This is a genomic window from Gulosibacter chungangensis (assembly GCF_008831155.1).
GTDB lineage: Bacteria > Actinomycetota > Actinomycetes > Actinomycetales > Microbacteriaceae > Gulosibacter > Gulosibacter chungangensis.
Map to the genome: position 1 here is coordinate 336,615 of NZ_WBKB01000003.1, position 26,031 is coordinate 362,645.

General features: G+C 61.1%; 22 protein-coding genes and 1 tRNA gene. 22 read left to right on the forward strand and 1 reads right to left on the reverse strand.

Features of this window, described 5'->3' with window-relative positions; genetic code table 11:
• Positions 1–12: 12 nt before the first annotated feature.
• The 14 genes from lipA (at position 13) to F8O05_RS07175 (ending at position 17,536) form a co-directional block, all read left to right on the forward strand.
• Entirely contained in the window at positions 13–1,041 is a 1,029-nt protein-coding gene (gene lipA / locus F8O05_RS07110) for a lipoyl synthase (RefSeq protein ID WP_158052054.1), read from the forward strand.
• 70 nt (positions 1,042–1,111) lie between these two features.
• Positions 1,112–2,500, forward strand: coding sequence for a glycine--tRNA ligase (locus F8O05_RS07115; protein WP_158052055.1), 1,389 nt, complete (start codon positions 1,112–1,114; stop codon positions 2,498–2,500).
• Between the two features lie 27 nt (positions 2,501–2,527).
• The gene (gene dusB / locus F8O05_RS07120; RefSeq protein ID WP_158052056.1) at positions 2,528–3,685 is read left to right on the forward strand and encodes a tRNA dihydrouridine synthase DusB; all 1,158 of its coding nucleotides are present in this window, start codon (positions 2,528–2,530) and stop codon (positions 3,683–3,685) included.
• 5 nt (positions 3,686–3,690) lie between these two features.
• Positions 3,691–4,971: a deoxyguanosinetriphosphate triphosphohydrolase gene (locus F8O05_RS07125; protein WP_158052057.1), complete on the forward strand. Its 1,281-nt coding sequence runs from the start codon at positions 3,691–3,693 to the stop codon at positions 4,969–4,971.
• An 18-nt stretch (positions 4,972–4,989) separates the two neighbouring features.
• A complete protein-coding gene (gene dnaG, locus F8O05_RS07130) occupies positions 4,990–6,879 on the forward strand; it encodes a DNA primase (RefSeq protein WP_158052058.1) in 1,890 nt (629 codons plus the stop codon).
• Positions 6,880–6,963: 84 nt separating this feature from the next.
• A complete protein-coding gene (locus tag F8O05_RS07135) occupies positions 6,964–8,187 on the forward strand; it encodes an ATP-binding cassette domain-containing protein (protein WP_158052059.1) in 1,224 nt (407 codons plus the stop codon).
• Positions 8,184–9,185 (forward strand): D-isomer specific 2-hydroxyacid dehydrogenase family protein, encoded by a 1,002-nt coding sequence (locus tag F8O05_RS07140; RefSeq protein WP_225735786.1) that lies wholly within the window; start codon positions 8,184–8,186, stop codon positions 9,183–9,185. The genes F8O05_RS07135 and F8O05_RS07140 overlap by 4 nt, the downstream gene beginning before the upstream one ends.
• 131 nt (positions 9,186–9,316) lie before the next feature.
• A tRNA-Asn gene (locus F8O05_RS07145) sits at positions 9,317–9,391 on the forward strand.
• Between the two features lie 246 nt (positions 9,392–9,637).
• The gene (locus F8O05_RS07150; RefSeq protein WP_158052060.1) at positions 9,638–11,080 is read left to right on the forward strand and encodes an FAD-binding oxidoreductase; all 1,443 of its coding nucleotides are present in this window, start codon (positions 9,638–9,640) and stop codon (positions 11,078–11,080) included.
• A gap of 44 nt (positions 11,081–11,124) precedes the next feature.
• The gene (locus F8O05_RS07155; RefSeq protein WP_158052061.1) at positions 11,125–12,789 is read left to right on the forward strand and encodes an ABC transporter substrate-binding protein; all 1,665 of its coding nucleotides are present in this window, start codon (positions 11,125–11,127) and stop codon (positions 12,787–12,789) included.
• 11 nt (positions 12,790–12,800) lie between these two features.
• Positions 12,801–13,784, forward strand: a complete 984-nt coding sequence (locus tag F8O05_RS07160) for an ABC transporter permease (RefSeq protein ID WP_158052062.1) — start codon at positions 12,801–12,803, stop codon at positions 13,782–13,784.
• On the forward strand, positions 13,781–14,641 hold the full coding sequence (locus tag F8O05_RS07165; RefSeq protein ID WP_158052063.1) for an ABC transporter permease: 861 nt from the start codon (positions 13,781–13,783) through the stop codon (positions 14,639–14,641). The genes F8O05_RS07160 and F8O05_RS07165 overlap by 4 nt, the downstream gene beginning before the upstream one ends.
• A gap of 31 nt (positions 14,642–14,672) precedes the next feature.
• Positions 14,673–16,328: a dipeptide ABC transporter ATP-binding protein gene (locus F8O05_RS07170; RefSeq protein ID WP_158052064.1), complete on the forward strand. Its 1,656-nt coding sequence runs from the start codon at positions 14,673–14,675 to the stop codon at positions 16,326–16,328.
• Positions 16,325–17,536, forward strand: a complete 1,212-nt coding sequence (locus tag F8O05_RS07175; RefSeq protein WP_158052065.1) for an aminotransferase-like domain-containing protein — start codon at positions 16,325–16,327, stop codon at positions 17,534–17,536. Before F8O05_RS07170 ends, F8O05_RS07175 begins: the two co-directional genes overlap by 4 nt.
• Here F8O05_RS07175 and F8O05_RS07180 read toward each other — a convergent pair.
• Complete coding sequence (locus F8O05_RS07180) at positions 17,533–18,123, reverse strand: TetR/AcrR family transcriptional regulator (RefSeq protein WP_158052066.1); 591 nt, start codon at positions 18,121–18,123, stop codon at positions 17,533–17,535. The genes F8O05_RS07175 and F8O05_RS07180 overlap by 4 nt on opposite strands.
• Positions 18,124–18,315: 192 nt before the next feature.
• Here F8O05_RS07180 and F8O05_RS07185 point away from each other — a divergent pair, with 192 nt between their 5' ends.
• The 8 genes from F8O05_RS07185 to F8O05_RS07220 form a co-directional block, all read left to right on the forward strand.
• On the forward strand, positions 18,316–20,238 hold the full coding sequence (locus F8O05_RS07185; RefSeq protein WP_158052067.1) for an FAD-dependent monooxygenase: 1,923 nt from the start codon (positions 18,316–18,318) through the stop codon (positions 20,236–20,238).
• Between the two features lie 333 nt (positions 20,239–20,571).
• Positions 20,572–21,669 carry a VOC family protein gene (locus tag F8O05_RS07190; RefSeq protein ID WP_158052068.1) on the forward strand — a complete coding sequence of 366 codons (1,098 nt, stop codon included), beginning with the start codon at positions 20,572–20,574 and terminating at the stop codon, positions 21,667–21,669.
• An 88-nt stretch (positions 21,670–21,757) separates the two neighbouring features.
• Positions 21,758–22,540, forward strand: a complete 783-nt coding sequence (locus F8O05_RS07195) for a 2-keto-4-pentenoate hydratase (RefSeq protein ID WP_158052069.1) — start codon at positions 21,758–21,760, stop codon at positions 22,538–22,540.
• A gap of 42 nt (positions 22,541–22,582) precedes the next feature.
• Entirely contained in the window at positions 22,583–23,515 is a 933-nt protein-coding gene (locus F8O05_RS07200) for an acetaldehyde dehydrogenase (acetylating) (protein WP_158052070.1), read from the forward strand.
• Entirely contained in the window at positions 23,512–24,618 is a 1,107-nt protein-coding gene (gene dmpG, locus F8O05_RS07205; RefSeq protein ID WP_158052071.1) for a 4-hydroxy-2-oxovalerate aldolase, read from the forward strand. The genes F8O05_RS07200 and dmpG overlap by 4 nt, the downstream gene beginning before the upstream one ends.
• Positions 24,611–25,420: a 2-keto-4-pentenoate hydratase gene (locus F8O05_RS07210; RefSeq protein ID WP_158052072.1), complete on the forward strand. Its 810-nt coding sequence runs from the start codon at positions 24,611–24,613 to the stop codon at positions 25,418–25,420. Before dmpG ends, F8O05_RS07210 begins: the two co-directional genes overlap by 8 nt.
• A complete protein-coding gene (locus F8O05_RS07215; protein WP_158052073.1) occupies positions 25,420–25,623 on the forward strand; it encodes a tautomerase family protein in 204 nt (67 codons plus the stop codon). Before F8O05_RS07210 ends, F8O05_RS07215 begins: the two co-directional genes overlap by 1 nt.
• Positions 25,616–26,031 (forward strand): aldehyde dehydrogenase family protein (locus tag F8O05_RS07220; protein WP_158052074.1); only part of this gene is annotated, 416 nt, incomplete at its 3' end. The genes F8O05_RS07215 and F8O05_RS07220, both read left to right, overlap by 8 nt.

Genomic DNA, 26,031 nt, shown 5'->3' on the forward strand with positions numbered 1-26,031 from the left:
AAGAGGGAGAGAATGAGCGTGCCAGCACCAGAGGGTCGAAAGCTACTTCGCATTGAGGCGAAGAACATGCAGACCCCAATTGAGAAGAAGCCTGATTGGATCCGCACCCGAGCCACCGTCGGTAAGGAGTATCAAGACGTACGTCGCCTTGCGCGCCAGAGCGAATTGCATACGGTTTGTGAAGAGGCAGGTTGCCCGAATATCTACGAGTGTTGGGAGGATCGCGAGGCAACCTTCCTCATCGGCGGTGATCAGTGCACCCGCCGCTGCGACTTCTGCATGATCGCGACAGGAAAACCCGTCAGCTACGACCGCGACGAGCCACGCCGCGTCGCCGAATCGGTACGCGAACTCGGGCTGCGCTACGCGACCGTCACGGGGGTTGCCCGGGATGATCTGCCGGATGGCGCATCCTGGCTCTACGCCGAAACGGCACGGCAGATTCACGCGCTCAATCCCGGCACCGGAGTCGAGTTGCTGGTGGATGACTTCCGTGGCGGCAGCGGTGCGATTGAAACCGTCTGTGAAGCGACGCCCGAAGTATTCGCACACAATCTCGAGACCGTGCCGCGAATTTTCAAGCAGATTCGCCCGGCCTTTCGCTATGACCGCTCACTCGAGATGCTCGCGCGAGCGAGCGAACTCGGCATGATCACCAAATCGAACCTCATTCTTGGCATGGGGGAGACCCGCGAAGAAATTGCATCCACCATGCGGGACCTGCGAGACCGAAACGTGGACATTCTCACCTTGACCCAATACCTGCGGCCCTCGAAGCTGCATCACCCGATTGACCGCTGGGTGAAGCCGCAGGAGTTCATCGAGCTCTCCGAGTACGCGCGGGAACTTGGCTTCGCCGGCGTCATGGCCGGGCCGCTGGTGCGTTCCTCATATCGCGCGGGAAGACTTTGGGCACAGGCAATGCAGGCCAAGGGGCGGCAGGTACCGGATGCGCTGGCTCACCTTCGCGACACCACGCCGGCTTATCAGGAGGCAAGTTCAATCCTCGCGCGGCGGCCCGAACTTGCGCTGGAGCGGTAGACTGGGACGTTGATTGTCACGGCCTGCAGCCAGCAGGCCCTCACCCACAATGCCCAGGAGTGTTCTTTAGATGGCAGCCTCGAAGCTCGACCAGGTAATCGCTCTCGCGAAACAGCGAGGATTCGTGTACCAGGCGGGTGAAATCTACGGCGGTTCGCGTTCCGCCTGGGACTACGGCCCCCTCGGTGTTGAGCTCAAGGAAAACATTAAGCAGCAGTGGTGGCAGACCTTCGTGCGCGGCCGCGCCGACATGGTCGGACTCGACTCCTCGATCATCCTCCCGAAGGCAGTCTGGGAAGCCTCCGGGCACGTGGAAACCTTTACCGACCCGCTCGTTGAATCGCTGCACACGCACAAGCGCTATCGTGCCGACCACCTCATCGAGGCCTACGTCGCAAAGCACGGTAAGGAGCCCGAAAACGGTCTCGCCGATATCCGCGATCCGGAAACCGGTCAGGAAGGCAATTGGACCGAACCGCGCCTGTTTTCGGGCCTGGTAAAGACCTACCTCGGTCCGGTGGATGACGCGGCGGGCCTGCACTACCTGCGTCCCGAAACCGCGCAGGGTATTTTCGTGAACTTCATGAACGTGCTCACCACGGCGCGGAAGAAGCCACCATTCGGTATCGGCCAGGTCGGTAAGGCCTTCCGCAACGAAATCACCCCGGGCAACTTCATCTTCCGCACCCGCGAGTTTGAACAGATGGAGATCGAATACTTCGTCAAGCCTGACGAAGCGGGCCAGCACTTCGACTCCTGGGTTGAGGCGTGCCTCAACTGGTTCTACGACCTCGGTATAAATCCCGAAAACATCCGCCAGTTGGATGTTCCGGAGGACGAGCGCGCGCACTACTCGGAGCGCACCATCGACTTCGAGTACCGCTTCGGTTTCCAGGGCGGCGAGTGGGGCGAACTCATGGGGATCGCCAACCGTACCGACTTTGACCTGTCCTCCCACACGAAGGCCTCGGGCGAAGAGCTCAGTTTCTTCGACCAGGCTGCGGGCGAGCGGTTCACCCCGTACGTGATTGAACCTTCCTTCGGGCTTACCCGCTCGCTGATGGCCTTCCTCGTGGACGCCTACGCGGAAGACGAAGCACCCAACGCCAAGGGGGGTGTCGACAAGCGTAAGGTGCTTCGCCTCGACCCCCGCCTGGCACCGAACAAGGTTGCGGTCCTGCCGCTGTCACGCAATGAGAAGCTCACGCCGCTCGCCAAGGAAGTTGCCGACGAAATCCGCAACGGCGGTCGCTGGAACATTGACTTTGACGACGCCGGTGCGATCGGTCGTCGTTACCGCCGTCAGGACGAGATCGGTACTCCCTTCTGTGTCACCGTTGACTTCGATTCGCTCGAGGACCGCGCAGTTACCGTGCGCGAACGTGACACCATGCAGCAGGAGCGCGTCTCGATTGATCGACTCTTCGGCTACCTGGCCGAACGACTGCGCGGCTGCTAACGAGCTGAATCACCACTGCAGGAGCATATGAGCACTACGCTTTCACCTACCGCCGCCCCGGCGCTCAAGATCGGTCCGATCGAGATCGCCTCACCGGTCGCGCTCGCGCCAATGGCGGGCATTACCAATGAGGCATTCCGTCGACTCTGTCAGGAGTACGGCGCGGGCCTGTATATCACCGAGATGGTGACGACTCGCGCGCTCGTGGAAAAGAACCCCACGGCGCTGCGACTGATTCGTCACCATCCCGAAGAGCAGATTCGTTCGATCCAGCTCTACGGCGTCGACCCCAAAATCGTCGGCGACTCGGTGGCAATGCTGGTGGATGAAGACAAGGTCGACCATCTCGACCTCAACTTCGGTTGCCCGGTGCCCAAGGTGACCAAGCGCGGTGGCGGTAGCGCCCTGCCGTGGAAACGCGACCTCTTCGAAGCGATCTGCACCGAAGCGGTTCGCCGCGCGGGGGATGTCCCCGTGACGGTGAAAATTCGTAAGGGCATCAACGAAGAGCTCGAGACCTACCTCGAAAGCGCTCGCATTGCCGAGGGCGCGGGTATTGCCGGAATCACCCTGCACGCCCGCACCCTCGAGCAGCAGTATTCGGGGAAGGCCGACTGGGCCTCGATCGCGCGGCTGAAGGAAGCAATCACCTCGATTCCGATCCTCGGTAACGGTGACGTATTTGAGGGTGAGGATGGCGTCCGGATGGTCCGGGAAACCGGATGCGACGGTATCGTCGTCGGCCGTGGTGTGCTCGGCCGTCCCTGGCTCTTTGCCGACTTGGAAGCTGCCTTCGCCGGCCGTCCCGAACGGGCACAGCCGGGCCTTCGTGAGGTTGGCGCGGCCATGATTCGGCATGCCGAGCTCCTCGTCGATTTCTTTGAAGATGAGTTCTACGGTTGCCGCGACTTTCGTAAGCACGCCGCGAATTACTTCAAGGGCTACCCGGTCGGTGGTGATGTCCGGCGAGCCTTCGCGCTCATCGAGAGCCTGGATCAATTGCGTGAACTCGTATCGCAGCTGCCGGATGAACCCTGGCCCGGGTCGAGCGCCATGGGCCCGCGTGGGCGCGCCGGTTCGCCGCGGCGCGCTGCGCTACCGCAGGGCTGGCTCGCTTCTCGCACCATGAGCACGGCCGACACGGATGACATCGCCGGCGCCGAGCTCGATATCTCTGGAGGCTAGGCGACGTGACCTTCGCGACCCTCGGCATCCCTGCACCGAAGTATGAAGCGGCAGACGCCGAGCGATTCCTACCCGAGCACCACGAGAATCGCAACCGCTCCGAGTTCGCGCGGGACCGCGCCCGGTTGCTGCACTCATCCGGCTTGCGGCGACTGTCGCAAAAAACGCAGGTGCTCTCACCGACCTCGGGAGTGGACTTCGCCCGTAACCGCCTAACCCACTCCCTCGAGGTGGCGCAGGTGGGCCGGGAGATTGCGGGCGTGCTTGACCTCGACCCGGATGTGGTTGACACCGCCTGCCTCGCGCACGATATCGGCCACCCGCCGTTTGGTCACAATGGCGAGCGGGCGCTGTCAGAGTGGGCCGCGGATATTGGCGGCTTTGAGGGTAATGCCCAGACGCTCCGACTGATTAGCCGCCTGGAACCCAAAGTGATCGGTGAGGACGGGCGCACCTACGGGCTGAACCTCACCCGCGCCTGCCTCGATGCATCCTGCAAATACCCGTGGGACTACGCGGCGGCACAGACCAAGGGCACGCGCAAGTTCGGGTTCTATCAGGACGACCGCGAGGTGTTCGAATGGCTGCGGCAGGATGCGCCGGAAGACCGAAAGTGCATCGAGGCGCAGGTGATGGATCTCGCGGACGATATCGCCTATTCGGTGCACGATCTCGAGGATGCTGTGGTCGAAGGTTATATTCCACTCGAAGAGATCGAATGGCCGGAGAACCGCGAGGCAATTCTCTATAACGCCGTTGAGTGGTCCGGCGACGCCTTCAGCCAGGAAGAGATGGCCCAGGCACTCGAACGGCTCACCGCATCCGCGTATTGGGTCCACGAATATGACGGCACGATGCGCAGCCAGGCAGCGCTGAAGAACCTTACCTCGCAGTTGATCGGCCGGTTTGCCCAGTCCTCAACCCACGCCACGCTCGAGCACTACGGTAAGGATGCGCGGCTCACTCGGTTTGCCGCGGATGTGATCATTCCGCGCGAAACCGAGGCGGAGATCGCGCTGCTGAAGGGGACCGTATCGGGCTTTGTGATGTCGCTACCGACTCGTCAACCCGTGTATGCGCGTCAGCGGCGGCTGCTGACCGAACTGCTGGATGGGCTGTGGACCACGGGGGAGCGCTTCCTCGATGAGGCCTACACCAGGCTCTTCCGTGAGGCGCCCGATGATCACGCCAAACGGCGCGTCATCGTCGACCAGGTGGCTTCGCTCACCGACCAATCGGCGCTCACTCTCCACAGTAAAGTCATCGGCGCCCAGCAGCAGTGGTAACGGCGTAGGATTCGGATCATGGCGCGTATCCGGAGATCTGACATTGATGAGATTCGTGCTCGCACCAACATCGAAGACATCGTCGGCGAATATGTCACGCTGAAGTCTGCCGGTGTGGGCTCGAAAAAGGGGCTGTGCCCGTTCCATGATGAGCGCACGCCCTCTTTCCACGTGCGCCCGCAACTGGGCTTTTACCACTGCTTTGGTTGCGGGGAGTCGGGCGACGTCTTCACCTTCCTGCAGAAGATGGACCACGTCACCTTCGTGGAATCGGTCGAGCGTCTCGCTGGCAAGCTCGGCTATCAACTCACCTATGAGGATGGTGGGGAGGCGCCAGACCACTCCAAGCGGGTGCGGCTGCTCGCGGCGACGGCAGAAGCAGAGAAATTCTTCCAGAATCAGCTCGCCCGGCCCGAGGCACAGCCCGCGCGTGATTTTCTCGGCGGACGTGGGTTCGACCCTGGCGCGGCGACCCGGTTCGGGGTCGGCTTTGCGCCACAGTCCTGGGATGCGCTGACCAAGCACCTGCGGGCCCAGGGTTTTTCGCTGCAGGAAATGCAGGATGCGGGGCTCGTGTCGACCAATGAGCGCGGCTCGAGCTATGACCGCTTCCGTGGCCGGGTCATCTGGCCCATTCGGGACACTTCCGGTCAAACCGTTGGGTTCGGTGCCCGGAAGCTCCTCGAGGAAGACAAGGGGCCGAAGTACCTCAATACTCCAGAGACTGAGATCTACCACAAGTCGCGGGTGCTGTACGGGCTCGACCTCGCGAAGAAGGACATCGGCCGCAACCACGAGGTCGTCGTGGTGGAAGGCTATACCGACGTGATGGCTGCCCACCTTGCGGGTGTCACCACCGCGGTGGCCACCTGTGGCACGGCCTTCGGCGTTGACCACATCAAGGTCCTCCGACGCATCATGGACGATGAGTCGCACCGGGGACGAGTGATCTTCAATTTCGACCCCGATGAGGCCGGGCGCAAGGCCGCGATGCGGGCCTTCGCCGAGGAGAACCGCTTCGTAGCGCAGACCTTCGTGGCCGTCGCTCCCGACGGGTTTGACCCCTGCGACCTGCGCCTGCACCGAGGTGACCAGGCGGTGCGAAGCATGGTCGAGCATCCGCAACCGATGTACGAATTCGTGATCCGGGAGCAGCTGCGCGCCCATAATCTGCGTACCGCAGAAGGCCGCGTTGCCGCGTTGCGGGAAGCCGCACCGATCATCGTGGGTATCCGCGACCGGGCGCTGCGCCCCGAATATGAGCGGCAGCTTTCGGGCTGGCTCGGCATGGACCTCGAGCAGGTACATGCCGCGGTGGCCAGTGCCGAACGTCAATTGCAGCGGGCCGCCAGCGACTACCCGCCGGATTACCACCCGGAAGAAATGGATGCGGCGGGCGGCTATACGGTGCCTGCGGTGCGGATGGGCGACCTGCCGAATGATCCCGTGACCAGGCTTGAGCGGGATACGCTTTCGGCGGTGTTGCAGTACCCGAAAATGCTCTCGGATGCGCAACTCAATAACGTGCTCGACGCCGAGTTTTCCGACGCCACGCTCGCGATCGTACGGGATGCGATGATCGTCACTCAATCGGATCTCGGTACCCCGCAGTGGTTGCCGCGGGTGCAGGAAGAAGTGCCGAGCTCATTTATGCCGCTATTGAATGACCTCTCAATGGCGCCGCTACCCGCGGGGTCGGGCCCGGAGCAGGTTGCCGCCTACGTTCGGTCGATGGCGGCGGCGCTGGTCGAGCGAGACCTGCTGCATCGCCGGGCCGAACTCCTCGGTGAGCTGCGCCGTACCGACATCGAAACCGATCCGCTGCGGCATCGGGAACTCAGCGAAAAACTGGTGGATGTCGAGCGGCGTAAGCGGGACATTCGCGAGAGCCTCGAACAGCAGGTTTGACCGGGTCCGTCTGGAGTCGCAACTGGGTGCCTGTGCAGTGTGAACCCGGGAAGTTCAAGACCGAGCCCCGCTAGGCTGATCGCCATGGGTTCCAGCGCGATTGGTGAGTTACAGGTCGATTCTTCTGCGGGTGACGCGGCCTCAGAACATGACGGTGTTGTGCGCACGCAAGATCTTTCGATTTCTTTCGGGCCGCAACTCGGGGCGGATGATCGACGCGTGCTCTCGGGTGTCACCATCGACCTGCCTCGAGGAGGCATTCTCGGCATCGTCGGCGCATCCGGGAGTGGCAAATCTTCACTGGGGCGAGTGCTGTCGGGGCGGTCGATGCTGCGTGAGAAGGAGCTCGACTGGCCCTGGATCTCCGGCGGAGACGCCAGCGTTGCGGGGATCAACCTGCGTAAGCCCACCCGTGATGACCGACGGCGTCTGACTGTGGAAGTTGGTTATCTCGCGCCCGAATCGGGGGACCGACTGCGCAATGACCTGACGGTGGCAGAGAATATCGCTGACCCGGTGCTTCGTCGTGACCGCGAATTTGATCGGCGTGCGCTCGGCCGTGCCGCCGCGATGCTGATTGACGCCGTGGATCTTGAACTCGGCATCCTGAACCGATTTCCTTTTGAACTCAGCCGCGGTCAACGACAGCGCGTCGCTTTCGCTCAGGCCTTGATCGTCGAACCCAAAGTGCTGATCGTGGACGAACCCACGCAGGGCGTGGACATCTTTGCGCAGCCCGCCATCATGTCGCTGTTGGAGCGGCTGAATCGGGTCCGCCAAATGAGCATCGTGGTGATCAGCAATGAACTTGGCACGGTGGAGCGTCTGACCGATGAAGTGCTTGTGTGCCATCGCGGATTCGTGATTGCACAGGGGAATATCGATGCGGTGCTGTGCAACGCAACCGACCCGTACTTGATCAAAATGCGGGAGGCAAGAGAATTTGCCCGTACGCCGGTTCCCGGCAGCCTGCCAGCGGAAATGAACGCGGCGGTCGACCGAGTGGTCGGAGGATTGTTCCCGGACCCCGAGGCGGAAGCAGAGGCCGCCCGCGCGGAGGCTGAGGCCGAGGCACGACGACGCTTGCTCGAGAACCGACCGGAGTTCGCTCGGTTCCAGAGTCAAGGTGCTGCGGCTGAGGATGCGGATACAGATGACTTGGATGCAACTGACGGGGTAGACGTGGATGTCGAAGATGCAGACACGGAAGACGTGCATGCGGATGACGTGGACGATGGGACTGAGACGGATGTCGCGGTCGAAGACAACACTGAGGCAGCGACAAAAGCTGCGGAGGAGGAGAAGTGAGCGAGTTTTCGCATCGAGAGGTGCTGGCGCAGCAGGCAACCCGGCTGCGCGGCGATGAGCGCCCGCAGCCGGGAGAAATAGCGATCCTGCCGGTGCCGGCAAGCGGCGAGCCCGTCGAGATGGAACCGGTTCGAGCGGCCGGGGGAGTCGTCGCGCCGCTTTCGGACGCCACTCGCGGCCTGATTTACACGACCACACGGGATGTCGACACGCTAGTAGCGGCGCTGGATGCGCATCCCGGTATTGGCTGGGTGCAGCTACCGTTTGCCGGGATTGACGCGTTTGGGAAGGCGATTGTGCCCGCGGCGGAACGGGGCGTGGTGTTTACCTCGGCGAAGGGAGCCTATGCCCAGCCGGTGGCGGAGCACGCGCTGATGCTGACGCTCGCGTTGCAGCGACAGCTGCCACTGCGGCTGCGGGCAACTTCCTGGGGCAAGTCTTCGGGGCTGTCGCTCTATGGTGCGAATGTGGTGATCGTGGGGGCCGGGGGCATTGCGCTCGAGTTCCTGCGGTTGCTGGAACCGTTCGGTGTGACAAGCACCGTGGTGCGTCGAAGCGCAGACCCGGTTGCGACTGCCGACCGGACCGTCACCACCGCCGAACTCGATGAGGTGCTGCCTCAGGCTGACGTTGTGATGCTGGCGGCCGCGAGCACCGAGGAAACGCGGGCGCTGATTGACGCACAGCGGCTCGAAAGCATGAAGCCCACTGCGGTGCTGGTGAACATCGCGCGCGGCCCGCTGGTGGACACAGACGCCCTCGTGGCGGCGCTTGATGCCGGATCCATCTACGGCGCCGGCCTCGACGTGACCGATCCCGAGCCGCTCACCGCCGACCACCCGCTGTACTCCCACGAGCGCTGCATCGTGACGCCACACACGGCAGACACCCCGGAGATGGTGCGTCCGCTGTTGGATCGGCGGATTCAGGACAATGTCCGCGCCTTCCTCGAAACGGGAGAATTTGTGGGCCTCGCCGATCCAAGAATCGGCTACTAGTGTCCGTTTGAGGTCATGCGGATCACATGGAATTACACTGCTGTGATCCGCATGATTTCAACCGACACGCGGGAGTCGCTCGCTCGATTTTACTTCCATGAAAAGTTCGGGCTATAGTTATCGAGTTGTCATCCCCGATAGCTCAACGGCAGAGCAGCCGGCTGTTAACCGGCAGGTTGTTGGTTCGAATCCAACTCGGGGAGCCAATACAAAAGTCCGGATCTGGAAACCCAGATCCGGACTTTTATTTTTCTCGCGTACCGCGGCGAAGGGTGCGAATTTGAAGGCCTGCATAAGACATGTCGTATCACCTCGCCACATTTGTTACGACAAATTGCGGTGATTTACGGCCGTGACGCTCCGTATCGCGATGTGACGGCGGACCATCGACTCCGGTACCGCATCCGGAATATCTTCCTTTCTCACCGGGACTACCGAAGAAAGGCCACGCCATGTCGATCACGAGCGCCGCACCGGCGAACGTTGAGACTGCAGACCCGCAGTCCGCCGAAACCAAGCTTGCAAATCTGCTCCAGGACCTCCGCGAGCGCCTGCCGGAACTCGAAATCCACGAGCCATCGGCAGCCACGCGGAAGTACGGGGTGGACTGGGCGACGCAGGGCGAACTGCGCAAGGAAGTGGATGGTCCAGCGGTAGCCGTTCCAGCTTCGGTAACCGAAGTCCAAGAGGTGGTCCGCGCCGCGGCGGCACACGGGGTGTCGATCGTGCCGCGCGGAGCGGGTTCCGGGCTTGCCGGTGGCGCTCGGGCAACCGCAAACCAGCTTGTGCTCACCACCGAACGGCTCAACCGCATCCTGGAAGTGTCACCGCTTGATGAACTTGCCGTGGTTGAACCGGGAGTGCTCAACAAGGCACTCAACGAGCACCTGGAACCCTTCGGCTTGTTCTACGCACCCGACCCCGCAAGCTGGGACATTTCCACGATCGGTGGCAACGTCGCAACCAACGCCGGGGGACTGCGCTGCGTGAAATACGGTGTCACACGCGAGTCGATCCTGGCACTTGATCTCGTGCTCGCCGACGGCGAGCGGATCACGGTCGGACAGCGCTCAATCAAAGGTGTCACGGGCCTGGACCTGCGTTCACTCCTGATCGGTTCTGAAGGCATTCTCGCGATTGTCGTAGGAATAACAGTGCGGCTGCGTCCCATCCCAGTGGCACGCCAGACGGTATCTGTGGCGTTCGAAGACACCATCAGTGGCGCCAAGGCCCTGGCAGCGATTACCCGCAGCGCCGTTCGCCCCAGCGTGATCGAGTTCATTGACGGCGCGACCCTCGAAGCAATCGACCGACACAGCGGCACCAACCTCAGTGAGCGCGGAGGCGCCCTCGCACTGATCGAATTGGACGGCTTCGGTATCCAGGAACAGTTCGCCCAGCTGGACCTCGCGCTCCGAAGCGCTGGCGGCAAGGTCCGAGCCGAATCTGCTGCCGACGCGGAAGTCCTCTGGGAACTACGGCGGAATGGCCGAGGCTTCCCGAGTGACGAATGGTTCGTGACCAGCGATATCGCGGTCCCGAAATCAAAGATCGCGGATGTTTTCGCCCACCTACCAGAACTCGAGGCCCGCTTCGGGGTGAAGATCAGCGCCGTGGCCCACGCCGGCGACGGCAACCTGCACCCGGGAATCAGTCTGCGCATCCCGGAAGGGGCCGACCCGAGCGAGCCTGATCCCGTGCTGCACGAGGCGATGGATGCGTTAGTCGACTTCGCGCTTTCGCTCGGCGGCACGATCACCGGAGAGCACGGACTCGGCACCATCAAACGCGAATATGCCGCCACCGAACTCTCCGCGCGAAACCTCAAGGTGCAGCGCGCGATCAAACGGGCATTCGACCCGCAAGACCTGCTCAACCCCGGCAAAGCCATCTAAAACCAACACTGACTTATAAACACTGACTTATTAGGAGAATCGCAATGGAAACACCGCCCGTGAAGCAACGAGCGCTGTGGCGCCGCGCCGCCGCAGCGGCCGTGAGTTTGGCCGCAATTATCGGCCTCACCGCAGGCTGCGCCACCTCACCCGCAACGAGCGCCGATGGTAGCGGCGAACCCAAAAAAGGCGGGGATCTGATCTTCCAGATCGACTCGCTCGGCGATACCTGGATCCCAAATAGCAGCTCAATCTCAAGCTTCCAAGGGAACGTCTGGGGAGAGCTCACCGACAAGCTCGTGTACGTGGATCCCGAAGGGACCGTGTCCCCTTGGATCGCCGAAAGCTGGGAGGAATCCGAGGACCAGACGCAGTTCACACTGCACCTGAAAGACGGCGTGACCTTCTCGGACGGCACCGCACTCGACGCTGCCGCGGTGGTAGCGAACCTCGACCACTGGGCCTACGGTGCTCCCGACCAGGGCATCGCAAGAATCGGCCTCTTCCCCTCCGTCAATTACGAAGGCGCGCAGGCCATTGACCCATTGACGGTGCAGGTGAACTTCTCCGAACCCACCCTCGGCTTCATCCCAACCCTCGGCTACCACGGTTCGATTCTGATCTCCCCAGACTCACTCGCACTTCCCGCAGAGGAGCAGTCAGACCTCTACAACAGCATCGGTTCGGGCCCGTTTGTGGTGGATTCTTGGCAGGACGGCGATCACGTCACGATTACCAAGCGGGAGGACTACACCTGGGGACCCGAAGCTCGCGGACACACCGGCCCTGCCTACCTCGACTCGATCACCTACAAGGTGGTGCCGGAGACCTCGCTGCGCACCGGGTCGATCCAGTCCAATCAGGCTGATGTTGCCTATAACATCCTGCCGCAGGAACTCGACGGCCTGAAGGACGCTGGCTACCAGGTTGACGTTCCCGAATACCTCGGGTTCACGCACGGCCTCGCACTGGATGTGAACATCGCACCCTTCGATGAAGTCAAGGTGCGCCAGGCATTCCAGCACGGCATCAACCGCGACGAAATCCTCTCGACCGTCTACACCGAAGACTGGACCGCCGCGAGCTCGTTCATCCAGAACGTGCCGGAAGCAACCGATCACTCGGATGCGCTGACCTACGATCCGGACCTCGCCGCATCCCTCCTCGACGAAGCAGGCTGGGTCGTCGGTGCCGACGGCCTCCGCACGAAGGATGGCCAAACCCTCGCCGTAACTCTGTACGCCACCCCCTACATTGCGACTTCCAAGGAAGTCGATGAACTTCTCGCGCAGCAGCTCGGCGCGATCGGGTTCGACGTGACGCTGCAGGTCTATGACCTACCCACCTACATGGAACGAGTCAACGGCAGCGACCAAATTGCCGCGTCGAACATTACGCGCAGCTTCATCGACGCTGGCACCGTGACCGGTGTGATCGTCGGTGCTAAGGACGGCGATGAGGACTGGTTCGGCGTGGGTACGAGCGACGAGACCCTCAATACCTATGCGGCAGACATTGCTGCATCCTCCGATGTCGACTCCCGCGCGCAACTGCTCGACGAGCTGCAGGGATACGTGCTTGATCAGGCCTACTTCATCCCGATCACGCAGATCGTGCAGCGAATCTATGTCTCAACCCCAGATTTGCATGGCGTGACCTATAACGGGCTTGCGCTCGCCAGTTACTCCACCGCCTGGCTGGATCGCTAGGGGAGACCGTCATGCAACGCGCTTACGCATCGTTCGCGCTTCGGCGCGCCGGGCAGGCCATCTTGGTCGTATTGCTCGCCTACGTGTTGACCTTCGTGGTCATCACGGTCCTGCCCGGCGACCCCATCTCCGCACAATTACGCAACCCGGAGAACGGGTTCACCGAAGCTGAAATCCAGGAGCTGGTGGCCTATTACGGCCTCAACCAGCCCGTGTTGGTGCAACTCGCGCAGTCGCTCGGGCGGTTCCTCATCGGTGACCTCGGCATCTCGCTGCGCACCCATCTGCCCGTCGGGCAGATGATTGGGGATGCACTGCCCTCGACCCTGGTACTGGCCGGTACGGCCCTGCTGGTTGCGGTGGTCTTGGCCATATTGATTGCTATCGGTACTCAGGTGCTGCCACAAAAATATGGGCAGGGCCTGCTGCGGGCCTTCCCATCCCTGTTCCTGTCCATCCCAAATTTCATCATCGGCCTGCTGCTGATCCAGTTCTTCGCCTTTTCGCTCGGACTCTTTCGCATCGTCGAACCGGAAGGCCCCTGGGCCACCTTCTTTGCGGCTCTGGCTCTGGGCATCCCGGTTTCGGCACAGATCGCCGAAGTGTTGATTGCGAATCTGGACCGTGAGGCCTCGCAGGAGTATGCCGCGGTGGCCCGTGCTCGTGGCTTGGGTACGCGAGCGCTGTTCTTTCGGCACCTGCTGAAACCAGCATCGCTGCCCGCGGTCACCGTTGTGGCACTCACCGTGGGCGAGCTGTTGGGTGGGTCGGTGATTACCGAGATTGTGTTTGGCCGCAATGGTATCGGTTCGCTCGTGGAGCGATCCGTGGCGAGTCAAGATCTGCCATCGCTGCAGGCCATTGTGTCGCTTGCCGCGGTCGTCTTCGTGGTGACCAATCTGCTTGCTGACCTGACCTATCCACTCCTTGACCCGCGCGTAAAGATCGCGGAGGACCGAGCGCAACGCACCGCAAAGGAGGCGAGCTACGCATGAGCGTCTCCACGCTGTCAGAAACTACTAGCCCGACGGGCGAGCTCGCGCAGAGCCTCCGGAGTCGTAATTTTCGAGTGCCCGTTGGCGTGATTCTCGCGGGATTGGTCCTGTTGCTCGTGACGGGCTGGTCCCTGTGGCCGGGATTGTTCACCAGCTACTCACCGGAAGTCGGGGTGACCGCTGACAAGCTTCAGGGCCCGAGCCTCGCACACTGGTTTGGTACCGATCATCTCGGTCGCGACCTCTTTGCGAGGGTGGTCTATGGCACCGAATCTTCCGTCACTAGCGCCCTCGTCGCGGTCGCCATCGGCGTGCTGGTCGGCGGCACGATCGGGCTCTTGGCAGGGTTCTTCGGCCGGCTCACCGACACGCTGCTGTCGCGGCTCGTGGATGTGCTGCTCGCGATTCCGAGCTTCCTACTCGCGGTCGTGGTGGTGAGCTCCCTCGGCTTCGAAACCATCAACGCCGCGATTGCGACCGGCGTTTCTGCGGTGGCCGTATTTGCCCGCGTGATGCGCTCGGAAGTGATCGCAACCCGGCAATCTGTGTACGTGGAAGCGGCGGGGATACTCGGTGGCTCGCGAGCACATGTGCTGCTACGCCACGTCCTCCCCAACGCAACCCGCTCGGTGCTTACCCTGGCGGTGCTGCAGTTCGGTCTGTCGATTCTGGTGATCGCGGGACTGTCCTTCCTCGGTTACGGCGACCCACCGCCAGCTTCGGACTGGGGTCTCCTCGTCGCAAACGGCAAGGACTACACCACCGCTCCATGGCTCGTGTTCTGGCCAGCCGCGCTGATCGTCCTCACCGTCTTATCCGTCAACCGGATTAGCCGGTGGCTGCGCAAAACCTCCTAGCCCCCGAGCACTCAAAGAGGAAGCATCTCGAATGAACGAATCCAACGTCTCACCACTCCTCCGAGTGGAGTCACTCACGGTGAGCTATGACTCAAAACCGGTCGTCCGCGACGTGTCCTTCTCGCTCGATCACGGTCAGTCGCTGGCCGTGATCGGGGAGTCCGGTTCCGGAAAATCCACCACCGCCCGCGCCATCCTCCGCCTGTTGGGCAACAACGCGGCAGCTGCCGGATGCATCGAACTGGGCGGGCAAGACATCCTCAAGCTGCCGGAGGGAAAATTCCGGCAGCTGCGCGGTCGCAGCATTGGTTTCGTGCCGCAGGATCCCGCCCACGCATTGAACCCTGTACGTACCGTCGGTGCGCAAGCCGCAGAAGCCGCAGCGCTCCTCGATGGTCTCGACCGCGAGGCTCAGCGTAAAGAAATCTTGGCCGTCTTCACCCGAGTGGGCTTACCGGACCCGGAGCGCGTGCTGACCGCCTACCCGCATGAGCTCTCAGGCGGAATGCTGCAACGCGTATTGATTGGCCTCGCGATATTGCCGCGTCCGAAGCTCTTGATTGCCGATGAACCGACCAGTGCCCTCGACGTCACGATCCAAAAGCAAATCCTGGATTTGCTCGATGAGCTGCGCCGGGACCTCGACATCGGCCTCGTGTTGATCACGCATGACCTCGCCATCGCGGCGAAACGGAGTGACCAAATCGTCGTGCTGAAAGATGGCGCGGTGCAGGAAGCGGGCAGGACCGCAGAGATCTTTGCCGCACCAAGGTCGGAATACACCAAGCGGCTCCAGTGCGATGTACCGGCGCTCAACCCGGAGCGCTATGCCGAATATCGTCGTGAGCGCCAGCCTGCGGCAGGACCGAGCAAGCTCGAGTTCCAGGGGGTCACGAAACGCTTTGGTGCGCTTACGGCGGTGGATGCGGTGTCGTTCTCGATTGCGCCGGGCACTACACACGCTATCGTCGGCGAATCCGGTTCGGGGAAAACCACTGCCATCAGACTGCTCCTAGGGCTAGAACGAGCGGATGCTGGACAAATCCACATCGACGGCGAAAACGTTCTCGACAGCAGCCGAAAAGCGTGGCGCAGCATCCACCGGCAACTCCAGTTGGTGTATCAAAACCCCTTCACTTCACTCGACCCGACGTGGAACGTAGAGCGACTCATTCGCGAGCCACTGGATCGCTTCAAGGTCGGTCCGCGCGCCGAACGCACCGAGCGCGTACATGAAGCGGTTCACGCCGTCGGGCTACCACTGGCGGCACTGAGCCGAAGGCCGAGTGCTCTTTCGGGCGGGCAGCGGCAGCGCGTGGCCATCGCGCGAGCGATCGTGCTGCGCCCCGAGGTGATCGTGCTGGATGAGCCCACGTCAGCACTGGATGTGAGCGTGCAGGCTGAGATCTTTGATGTCCTCTTTGATCTACAAGCCAAGCACGGTCTCACCTACCTCCTCGTGTCGCACGATCTCGCGCTCGTTAGGCAGGTCGCCGACACCGTCTCGGTGATGCGTAAGGGCCAGCTCATTGAGTCGGGTGCCGCGGAACACATCCTGCACACCCCGAAGCACGAGTACACCCGCGCACTCGTCGATGCGATCCCTGTGCCACCCGAGCACACTCACGAGCCCACTCCTTCCCATGCCGTCACGATTGACCCCATCACGATTGGAACCTCATCATGACCCCAGCTCTCACAACCCAGCAGTCCGCCTTCGAACGCACGGAACTGATCCGGGCACTATCCGCCCCGAAGGGCTTTGGGGACCTCACCCTGCGCGATCGCAGGCCCGATGCCATCGAATTGCTCGGCGGAATACCGGCACCGGAACTGCTGCCCACCACGGAGCTCGCGGAAGCTATCACCCGCGTCCTAGAGAAACCCGGTGCACCGGCCCTGCAATATGGCCGAACAGAGGGACTACCGCAACTGCGGGAGCTTATTGCCGCCAGGGAGAATGTGCCCGTTGAACGAGTGTTGATCACGAATGGTGGATTCCACGGGCTGTCACTCGCGATTCACCTGGTAGTCGAGCGCGGCGGACTCGTCGCGGTGGACAATCCAATCTTTCCGCTGTTTATGCGGGGACTCGAGCTGTCTGCCGCGCGTATTCACCCAATCACGGTGGGGGAGCTCGGGCTTGATCTCGACGAGCTCGAATCCTGGCTGGTCGCGGGTGCGCGACCTGTCGCGTTATACACCGTGCCAGACTTCCACAATCCCTCCCAAGCCACGCTGCCAAGTGCGCAACGGGTACGGCTAGTGCAGCTAGCCGAGCGCTACGACTTCGTGGTTTTCGCCGACAACCCATACCGGGAGCTGCGTTTCACGGGAGAGCCGGCAGAGGTCTCGGCATTCCACGATTCCGAACACGTGATTCACATCAATACCTTCACCAAAACTCTTGGGCCCGGGCTTCGACTCGGTTGGGTGGTGCTACCGGAACGCTTTGTGTCAGATGCCGTCGCACTGCGCAGTCGGCAGGACTCCCACACTTCGCTGCTCGTCCAGGCAGGCATCGCCGAACTCCTCGCAACCAGCGAGGGATACTTCGATGAGGTCCTTGATCGTGCGCGCCCGGTCTACGCTCGCCGCGCTCGCACTCTCGCCGACGCGCTCGAGCAGCACGCCGCGGATGCCCTCTCGGTAACGGTGCCCGAAGGCGGCTTCTTCCTCTGGCCCCGGATTACTGACGATGCAATCGACGCAGACCAGCTGGCTGCTGACGCGAGTGCCGAGGGAATTGAATACCAGCGCGGTTCATTCTTCCGTTCCGGACCCGACCACGGGTCATCCCGTCATTTGCGGCTGTCCTTTGGCGACACTCCTGAGGAAAAGCTCATCGAGGCCGCGAAACGGCTGGCCCGCGCAATTGACCGACAGCGCGGCTAGTTTTCCTCGGCGGTCACGCTCGTCTGATAGGCCCGCAGAATGATGCCCAGGCGCTCGAATGCTTCGAGCGCCTGGGCATCTGTCAATTCGGCCACTCGCTGCAGCACAAGCCCGTCGACCGCAGCAAACACCGCCCGGGCGGTGGCAATGTCGCTAGGGAAGTTATTCCGCTCGAGTGAGGCCTGCATCCGACCGAGCAAGTCGTAATACAGCTCGGTCGTGACCCGCTGCAAATCAGCGTTGTCATGTGGCGCGATGGCAATTCGATAGATGAAAATCTGGCGGCTCGGATCCGCCTTGTAGGTGCGCAGGAACCGCTTTGCCGCAGTAGGTTCTAAGGCGAGTTCCACAGCGAGTTCAACCGCCTCATGCGTTTGTTCAAACACCCAGTGAGTGGCTTCGGTGAGCAGAGCATTTCGATTGCCGAAAAGGCGAGTGATCAGCGTGTTGTGTACGCCGGCCTGCGCCGCAATCTTGCGCGAGGTTGCCCCCTGGACTCCCTCATGCGCAACCGTTTCGACAGTGGCTCGTATTAACGCATCGCGCCCGCTACCGCGCGGAGGACGAGGGGCGGCGGTTGTACTCATGACCGCAGTCTATGTCAGGCAATTCTCAGGCGGGAGTCTCATTGGGTGAGACATATCGGTTGACGCACTAAGTCTGCAAGTGCAGACTTAGTGCACGGAACTTCCCCGAAAGTTATCCACGACAGTGTAGTCGGTGGCGGGCGGGGACAGCCGGAGCGAGACACAGACTCGATCACATTAGGAAGTAGAACGATGCAGTTCCATCACCATGGCTACGTGCCGCACGACCCGAGAATCAAAGAAGCTCGCGGTACAGGTATTGACCGGACAGAAGCGCTCCCCGATGAAATGGATGTGCTCATTGTGGGTGCAGGCCCCGCTGGCATCGTCCAGGCGGCCCAGCTTACGAACTATCCAGAGGTTCACACGCGAATCATCGACAGCCGGCCCGGGCGGCTCGAAGTTGGTCGTGCTGATGGACTGTTTTCGAGAAGCAGTGAGACTTTTCAAGCATTCGAGTTCCAAGAGCGCATTGCGGCCGAAGCCAATCACCTGCGCGAAATGAATTTCTGGGGTCCGAATCCCGATGACCCCACGCAAATCGCGCGTGGCATTCGCGCTGCTGATCCGCCCGCGCACGTGAGCGAGTTCCCAATTCTGGTAGTGAATCAAGCTCGCGTAATTGATTATTTTGCGGAATATGCTGCAAATGGACCGGCAAAGATTAGCCCAAATTATGGCTATGAATTTATTGACCTCGAGCGAATCGACGGAGAAGACTATCCAGTCAAGGTGCGCCTCAAAGACTTCGAAGGCAATGAACGAATAGTTTCAGCGAAATATGTAGTCGGTTGTGATGGTGCCCGCAGTAAGGTCCGTGATGCAGTAGGTATTGAAGTAAATTCAGACCCAGCCGCGCACGCTTGGGCAGTGATGGATATTCTCGCCGAAACGGATTTCCCGGATATCCGCACGAAGTGTGGTATTCAATCGGATAAAGAAGGTACCATCCTTCTGATTCCGAGGGAAGGTGGATTCCTCTTCCGGTTCTATGTGTCGCTCGGTGACGTTGATGAAACGAACCGCGCGAAAATTCGCGCCACCGAAGTCTCCGAAGCGATCGATCGAGCGAATCGAATTTTGCATCCCTACTCAATCGATGTGCGAGACGTAGCCTGGTACAGCGTTTATGAGGTTCGACACCGAGTCGCGCAGCGGTTTGACGACGTGCCGCTGGCTGAAATGGGTACCCGCGAACCGCGTGTTTTCATTGCCGGCGATGCCTGCCACACGCACAGCGCGAAGGCGGGCCAGGGAATGAACGTCTCGATTCAAGACGGCTGGAACCTCTCGTGGAAGCTCGGCCAAGTCCTTACCGGACGCAGTGACACCTCACTTCTGTCGACCTACTCCGCGGAGCGGCAAGTGATCGCGCAAAACCTCATCGACTTCGACAAGGAGTGGTCGGCGATGATGTCACGCCGGCCCGAAGAGTTCAGTAGCCCGAGCGAGATTGGCGACTTTTATGTTGACACTGCCGAGTTCCCCGGCGGTTTCGCTACGCGATATCTCGAATCCACGCTCATTGGCGATACCGCGAACCAGGCGTTGGCCAAGGGGTTTCCAGTGGGCAAGCGCTTCAAATCGGCGCGAGCCTCACGCATCGCCGATACGACGCCGCGGCATCTCGGACATCACTTCCGTGCCGATGGTCGCTGGCGTCTCTACGCCTTTGCTGACACCGATGGGAAGGAAGTGGCGGAGCTTGCCGAGTGGCTCGAGCATTCAGAGAACTCGCCGATCGCGCGATTCACGCCGATCGCGGCGGACATAGACGCCGTGTTTGATGCCAAGGTTATTTATCAGCAGCCGTATCAAGACGTCGACATCAATACGGTGCCACGGCTATTCCGCCCCCGCGTCGGACCTTTCGAAGTTACTGACTACGAAAAAATGTATGCGGCAATTCCCGGTGAAGACATCTTCGAAGAGCGTGGCATTGATCGAAGCAGGGGAGCTTTGGTGATAGTCCGGCCCGATATGTACGTCGCGCAGGTCTTGCCGTTGACTGCTCGAGAGGAGATCAGCGAATTCTTCGCTCAAACCATGATTGAAAATGAACAGCCCTGGCGACAGAGCCTTTCCTATCGGGAGGTTGAATCAGTAAAGGTGTAGTTTCTTGCCCGGTCAAGCCCTTAGGGTGCGATCGGTCGTGAATCACGAATAATTACATAGTTTCAAAAAGTATAATCTGCCAATATTCAAGAATTGGCGAGTTTCCCGCAGCGCTTTCAACAGGGTGTCAGGAGAATCCCCTCACCATCCAAAACAGCAGTCTCACTGGTTGAGACGGTTGGTTGAAAGCGTGAAGCAGAACTCATAAATTACGGATACCGCAACTACGAAGCAGCGGAAAAGGACAGGTCACGAGGAAGCGACCCGCTTACACTCCGCACCGGTAGCTCGGTGTCTTTGGCACAAACAATGACGTTTAGAAAAGGAAATATCATGCCCTCCAACCTCAGCCAGCCCTACCAGGAACCGAACTTCGACCTCGCACAGCTGGTCAGTGCTGAACTCTTCTCGCCGAAAGTTGACGATACGGTCAAGTTCTTCACCGAATTGCTCGGTATGTGCGAAACCGGCCGCGCCGGCAACTCGGTCTACCTCAAGGCCTATGAAGACTGGTACACCTACTCACTCAAGGTGACCTATCGCGAAACCCCGGGCACCGGGTATACCACCTGGCGCACCAGCTCGCCGCAGGCACTCGAACGTCGCGTGCAGGCCATCGAAGCCTTTGGTATCAAGGGGCAGTGGTTTGACGGTGAGCATGGCCAAGGTCCGACCTACCGCTTCACCGACACTGCGGGCCACCAGCACGGCATCCTCTGGGACCTCGAGTACTACCAGGCACCAGAGAGCCAACAGAGCAATCTCCTGAGCCGTCCGCAGAAGCGCCCAACGAAGGGTGTTCCTGTGCGCCGCCTCGACCACGTGAACCACCTGGTGGACGACGTCACCAAGAATAAGAACTTCCTAATGGACACGCTCGGCTTCCGCCTCCGCGAGAACATCATCCTCAACGGCCAGCAGGAAGCTGCTGCCTGGATGAGCGTGAGCCCGCTCGTACACGAGATCGCCAACCTCGGCGATCAGTCTGGCCAGTCGGCCGGTGGTAACGGCCGTCTGCACCACCTCGCGTTCTGGTATGGCATCCCGCAGCACCTCGATGACCTTTCAGACCTCTGCGTCGAGAACGGCATCGAGATTGAGGCGGGTCCTGGCAAGCACGGCGTGAGCCAAGCCAAGTTCCTCTACGTCTTTGAGCCTGGTGGGAACCGCATCGAGCTGTTCGGCGACTCCGGTTACCTCATCTTCGACCCGGCATGGAAGCCATTGACCTGGACCGAGAAAAACCTTGACGAGGGCATCATCTGGTTCGGCTCGCCGCTACCGACCGAGTACTTCATGTACGGCACCCCTAACAACAAGCCGACCGATTACCTCACGCCGAACAACAAGATGACCCTTGCTGACATCGGCGAGCCGGTGAACTACCGCACGGTGAAGTCTGTGGAGAACCAAGAACTCTTCCAGAACTAGTTCAACCAAGGATTATCAACCGGGGTGGGGAGGGTCTCCGTCCTCCCCACCCCGATCCAATCACTCACAGGACCTCGAGAAAGCAACCATGGAAGATGCAACGCGCCAAACACTGGCACAGGAACTCGCCTCCGTATACGCGGGTGCAACCCCGGTTTCCCCACTGACAGAGCGCTACGCCGATATGGATCTGGAAGATGCATACCGCATCCAAGAACTGCAAGTGGAAAAGTGGCTTTCGGAAGGTCGGCGTATTCGCGGGCGAAAAATTGGCCTCACCTCCAAGGCCATGCAACGCCAGCTCGGAGTCACCGAACCTGACTATGGCGTCCTGCTCGACGACTTTTTTTACGGTGAAAGCACCCAGGTGGGCTCAGCCGACTTCACGCAACCGCGTATCGAGCCGGAACTCGCCTTCATCCTCGGCAAAGAGCTCCGCGGCCCGAACATCAATGTTGCCGATGTCGTTGACGCGACCGCCTGGGTGGTGCCATCGATCGAGATCATCGACAGCCGCATCGCCGATTGGAAAATCAAATACTTCGACACCGTCGCCGACAACGCCTCCAGCGGGGGAGTAGTCCTCGGCTCAACCCCGCGTCGCATCAACGAAGTCGACCTCCGACTGCAAGGCGTCAACGTCTTCGTCAACGGACAACTGACCGAAACCGGTGCTGGCGCCGCGGCCTTGGGCTCCCCGCTCAATTCCATTGTCTGGCTCGCCAACGTACTCGGTAAACGCGGCATTGCTCTCGAAGCTGGCCAGGTCGTACTCCCTGGCTCCGTCACCAAAGCAATTTCTGTGCAGTCCGGCGACACAGTGTCCTGCGATTTCGCGGGCATGGGCTCGGTCTCCATCAACTTCTCTTGACCACAGCCTCCGCGCACCGCTGAGGCACCAGAAAGGATTGCGATGTCTCAATCGCTCACCGCTGCCATTGTCGGATCCGGCAATATCGGCAGCGACCTCATGTACAAGCTGCTCCGCTCGCAGGGGCCGATCGAACTCAAGTACCTGGTCGGAGTGGACCCGGAATCGGACGGGCTTGCCCGTGCACGCGACCTCGGCCTGCAAACGAGCGCCGAGGGCGCTGACTGGCTGCTCGGCCTCGACGACGTACCGGACATCGTGTTCGAAGCGACCAGTGCCAAGGCCCACGAAGCCAACGCACCCAAATATCGGGATGCTGGGATCACTGCGATTGACCTCACCCCGGCGGCCATTGGTCCGTACGTGTGCCCGCCGGTAAATCTCGACATTAACCTTGACGCGCAGAACCTCAATCTGATCACTTGCGGTGGCCAGGCGACCACTCCCATCGTGAATGCCGTGAGCCGAGTCGTGGAGGTGCCCTACGCCGAGATCGTGGCATCGATCGCATCCAAGTCGGCTGGTCCCGGTACTCGCGCGAACCTGGACGAGTTCACCAACACGACCTCAAGAGCACTCGAGCAGGTCGGTGGAGCGCAGCGCGGTAAGGCGATCATCATCCTCAATCCGATTGAGCCGCCGATGATTATGCGCAACACCGTGTTCGTTGGGATCCCGCAGGAAGCTGCCGAGGCCGGTGCGCTGCGCGATCAAGTCACCGAGTCCATCCACCAGATGGTGAACGAAGTCCAGCAGTATGTCCCCGGTTACCGGCTCACCGCCGACCCGCAGTTCGATGTCGCTCGCGAGACCTGGAATGGGCTCAGCCGCGTCGCTGTCTTCTTGGAAGTCAAAGGCCGTGGTGACTACCTGCCCGAATACGCGGGCAATCTCGACATTATTACCTCGGCAGCTTCACGAATCGGCGAATTGATCGCCGTACGGAAGACCGCACGCGAAGGAGCGGCAGCATGAACGCGCACAGCAACTGGCAGCTACAGCCTGGTTACGAAAATATCGCCGCGGTAGCGGGAGTCCCCGAAGGCCGCGATGTCCGACTGGTCGACACCACGCTGCGGGATGGTTCACACGCAGTCCGTCACCGCTTCACCAAAGAACAGGTTCGCGACACCGTTCACGCGCTCGATACGTCAGGCGTCGATGTCATTGAAGTAACCCATGGCGACGGGCTGGCTGGCGCAAGCTTTAACTACGGTTTCTCGCTGGTTCCGGATATTGAGCTCATCAAAATTGCCGCGGAGGAAGCCAAGCAAGCACGAATCGCGGCGCTAATGCTCCCGGGCGTTGCGACCTCGGATGACCTTCGCGCGGCTCGCGATGCGGGTGCCTCGGTCGCTCGAATCGCGACACACTCAAGTGAAGCCGACACCTCAGTGCAACACTTCGGTATTGCCCGCTCGCTTGGCTTTGAAACCATGGGGTTCCTGATGCTGAGCCACCGACTCGAACCGGAGGCACTGGCAAAACAGGCACGCATCATGGCCGACGCCGGCTGCCAGACCGTCTACGTGGTTGACTCGGCCGGTGCGCTCGTGCTTGAGGAAGCATCCGACCGGGTCGAAGCACTCGTCGCCGAACTCGGTACGGATGCGAACGTCGGCTACCACGGCCACCAGAACCTCTCACTCGGTGTTGCGAACTCGATTTTGGCCTACCGAGCCGGGGCCTCGCACATCGACGGCTCACTTATCGCCCTCGGTGCGGGCGCTGGAAACTCGCCGACGGAACTACTGGCCGTGGTCTTTGAACGACTCGGCATCACGACCGGTGTTGATATCGACCGAGTTCTGTCAGCAGCGAATGATGTCGTGGACGGGTTCGTGCCGAATCGCCCGTGGATTGATCGTTCATCGATTGTGCAGGGCTACGCCGGGGTGTACTCGAGCTTCCTGCACCACGCGCAGGCAGCTGCCGATCGATACGGGGTCCCCGCCCACGACCTGCTCATGATCGCCGGCGAACGTGGACTGGTCGGGGGCCAGGAAGACATGCTTATCGATATCGCGCTCAGCCTGACGAGCAGCGCAGCAAAGAACGAGGAGCTGCAGAATGCCTAACACTGCCCTGGTCGAGGAACTCGCGACCACGCTCATTCGCGCGGAAGACGAACGACAGAACCTGACCTCGCTCGCTGATCAGCATCCGGAATTGGACGAGGAACTGGGGTACGCCGTCCAAGACCGGACCCTGCAGCTGCGCGAAGCGCGCGGTGAGCAGCTCGTCGGTATCAAACTCGGGCTCACCAGCAAGGCCAAGCAACAGCGCATGAATGTGGACACTCCGATCGTTGGGTGGCTGACCAATGTGCACCGAATCACCGACGCGCAGCTCGCTGCGAATGATGGTCGAATTCCTGAAGATCTGTTCATCCACCCGCGCGTGGAGCCCGAGATTTTCGTGACGCTCAAGCACGACCTCGAAGGTGCTGACGTCACGACCGAGGACGTGCGAGCGGCGATCGACAAGGTGTACGCCGGGCTCGACGTTATTGACAGTCGCTATCAAGACTTCCGCTTCACGCTTGGGGATGTGGTGGCGGACAACGCCTCGGGAGCCGGCTTCGTGCTCGGTCCCATCGGGCTCAATGTGGATGATCTCGATCTGGCACTGGAAGCGGTCGTGGTTGAGGTGGACGGCGAAGTTGTCGACACCGCCACCGGCGCGGCGATCCTCGGCCACCCGCTTAACGCAATTGCCGAGGGCGTGCGGCTGCTTGCCCGCCGCGGCCGCAAGCTCGAGGCCGGGCAGATCGTCCTCGCGGGGGCAATGACGGATGCGGTGGCCACCAACGTGGGCCGCTCGATCACCTTCCACTTCACCAACCTCGGTTCAATTCGGCTGCGCGGGACGGGGGAATAATGCCCTTCATCAGTGTGACCGTGACCGAGGGACGCAGCGATGAACAGTTGCGTCGTCTGATCACGGAATTGACCGAGGCGACAGTGCGCGCGATCGACGCACCGAAACAGAATGTCCGCGTGGTGATTCACGAGGTGCCCGAGACCCATTGGGCTGCTGGCGACGTAACGATTCAAGAGAGAAAGGCCAAGGCCAATGACTGAGGAATTCTTCGGCCACATCATCGGCAATAAAGAAGTACCATCCGCAAACGGCGAGACCTTCGGGGTGTTGAATCCCTACACTAATGAAGACTACGCAACGGCTGCACTCGGTGGTGAACAGGATGCAGCGGCTGCAATCGCGGCGGCACGGCAGGCTTTTGACGAAGGTCCGTGGCCGCGAATGGGCCACGCCGCGCGAACCAAGATCATCTACCGACTCACCGAGCTGCTGCGCGAAAACCTTGAAGAGTTCGCGCAGGCGGAGTCGCGCGACATGGGTATGTCAAGCCCCGGGTTTGGTAGAGGGTCTCTTTCTTGGTTTTCTATGCGGCCAGGACCATTGGCTGGTGGAGGTCGTGGGCCTCGACCGGAGTTAAGTAATCAATCCCGGAATGCAGGCGGCGCCGG

What these genes read in the sequence shown, in the direction of transcription:
- lipA (WP_158052054.1), top strand. Translation starts at nt 13, where the DNA reads ATGAGCGTGCCAGCACCAGAGGGTCGAAAGCTACTTCGCATTGAGGCG.
- F8O05_RS07115 (WP_158052055.1), top strand. Translation starts at nt 1,112, where the DNA reads ATGGCAGCCTCGAAGCTCGACCAGGTAATCGCTCTCGCGAAACAGCGA.
- dusB (WP_158052056.1), top strand. Translation starts at nt 2,528, where the DNA reads ATGAGCACTACGCTTTCACCTACCGCCGCCCCGGCGCTCAAGATCGGT.
- dnaG (WP_158052058.1), top strand. Translation starts at nt 4,990, where the DNA reads ATGGCGCGTATCCGGAGATCTGACATTGATGAGATTCGTGCTCGCACC.
- F8O05_RS07135 (WP_158052059.1), top strand. Translation starts at nt 6,964, where the DNA reads ATGGGTTCCAGCGCGATTGGTGAGTTACAGGTCGATTCTTCTGCGGGT.
- F8O05_RS07150 (WP_158052060.1), top strand. Translation starts at nt 9,638, where the DNA reads ATGTCGATCACGAGCGCCGCACCGGCGAACGTTGAGACTGCAGACCCG.
- F8O05_RS07155 (WP_158052061.1), top strand. Translation starts at nt 11,125, where the DNA reads ATGGAAACACCGCCCGTGAAGCAACGAGCGCTGTGGCGCCGCGCCGCC.
- F8O05_RS07160 (WP_158052062.1), top strand. Translation starts at nt 12,801, where the DNA reads ATGCAACGCGCTTACGCATCGTTCGCGCTTCGGCGCGCCGGGCAGGCC.
- F8O05_RS07165 (WP_158052063.1), top strand. Translation starts at nt 13,781, where the DNA reads ATGAGCGTCTCCACGCTGTCAGAAACTACTAGCCCGACGGGCGAGCTC.
- F8O05_RS07170 (WP_158052064.1), top strand. Translation starts at nt 14,673, where the DNA reads ATGAACGAATCCAACGTCTCACCACTCCTCCGAGTGGAGTCACTCACG.
- F8O05_RS07175 (WP_158052065.1), top strand. Translation starts at nt 16,325, where the DNA reads ATGACCCCAGCTCTCACAACCCAGCAGTCCGCCTTCGAACGCACGGAA.
- F8O05_RS07180 (WP_158052066.1), bottom strand. Translation starts at nt 18,123, where the DNA reads ATGAGTACAACCGCCGCCCCTCGTCCTCCGCGCGGTAGCGGGCGCGAT.
- F8O05_RS07185 (WP_158052067.1), top strand. Translation starts at nt 18,316, where the DNA reads ATGCAGTTCCATCACCATGGCTACGTGCCGCACGACCCGAGAATCAAA.
- F8O05_RS07190 (WP_158052068.1), top strand. Translation starts at nt 20,572, where the DNA reads ATGCCCTCCAACCTCAGCCAGCCCTACCAGGAACCGAACTTCGACCTC.
- F8O05_RS07195 (WP_158052069.1), top strand. Translation starts at nt 21,758, where the DNA reads ATGGAAGATGCAACGCGCCAAACACTGGCACAGGAACTCGCCTCCGTA.
- F8O05_RS07200 (WP_158052070.1), top strand. Translation starts at nt 22,583, where the DNA reads ATGTCTCAATCGCTCACCGCTGCCATTGTCGGATCCGGCAATATCGGC.
- dmpG (WP_158052071.1), top strand. Translation starts at nt 23,512, where the DNA reads ATGAACGCGCACAGCAACTGGCAGCTACAGCCTGGTTACGAAAATATC.
- F8O05_RS07210 (WP_158052072.1), top strand. Translation starts at nt 24,611, where the DNA reads ATGCCTAACACTGCCCTGGTCGAGGAACTCGCGACCACGCTCATTCGC.
- F8O05_RS07215 (WP_158052073.1), top strand. Translation starts at nt 25,420, where the DNA reads ATGCCCTTCATCAGTGTGACCGTGACCGAGGGACGCAGCGATGAACAG.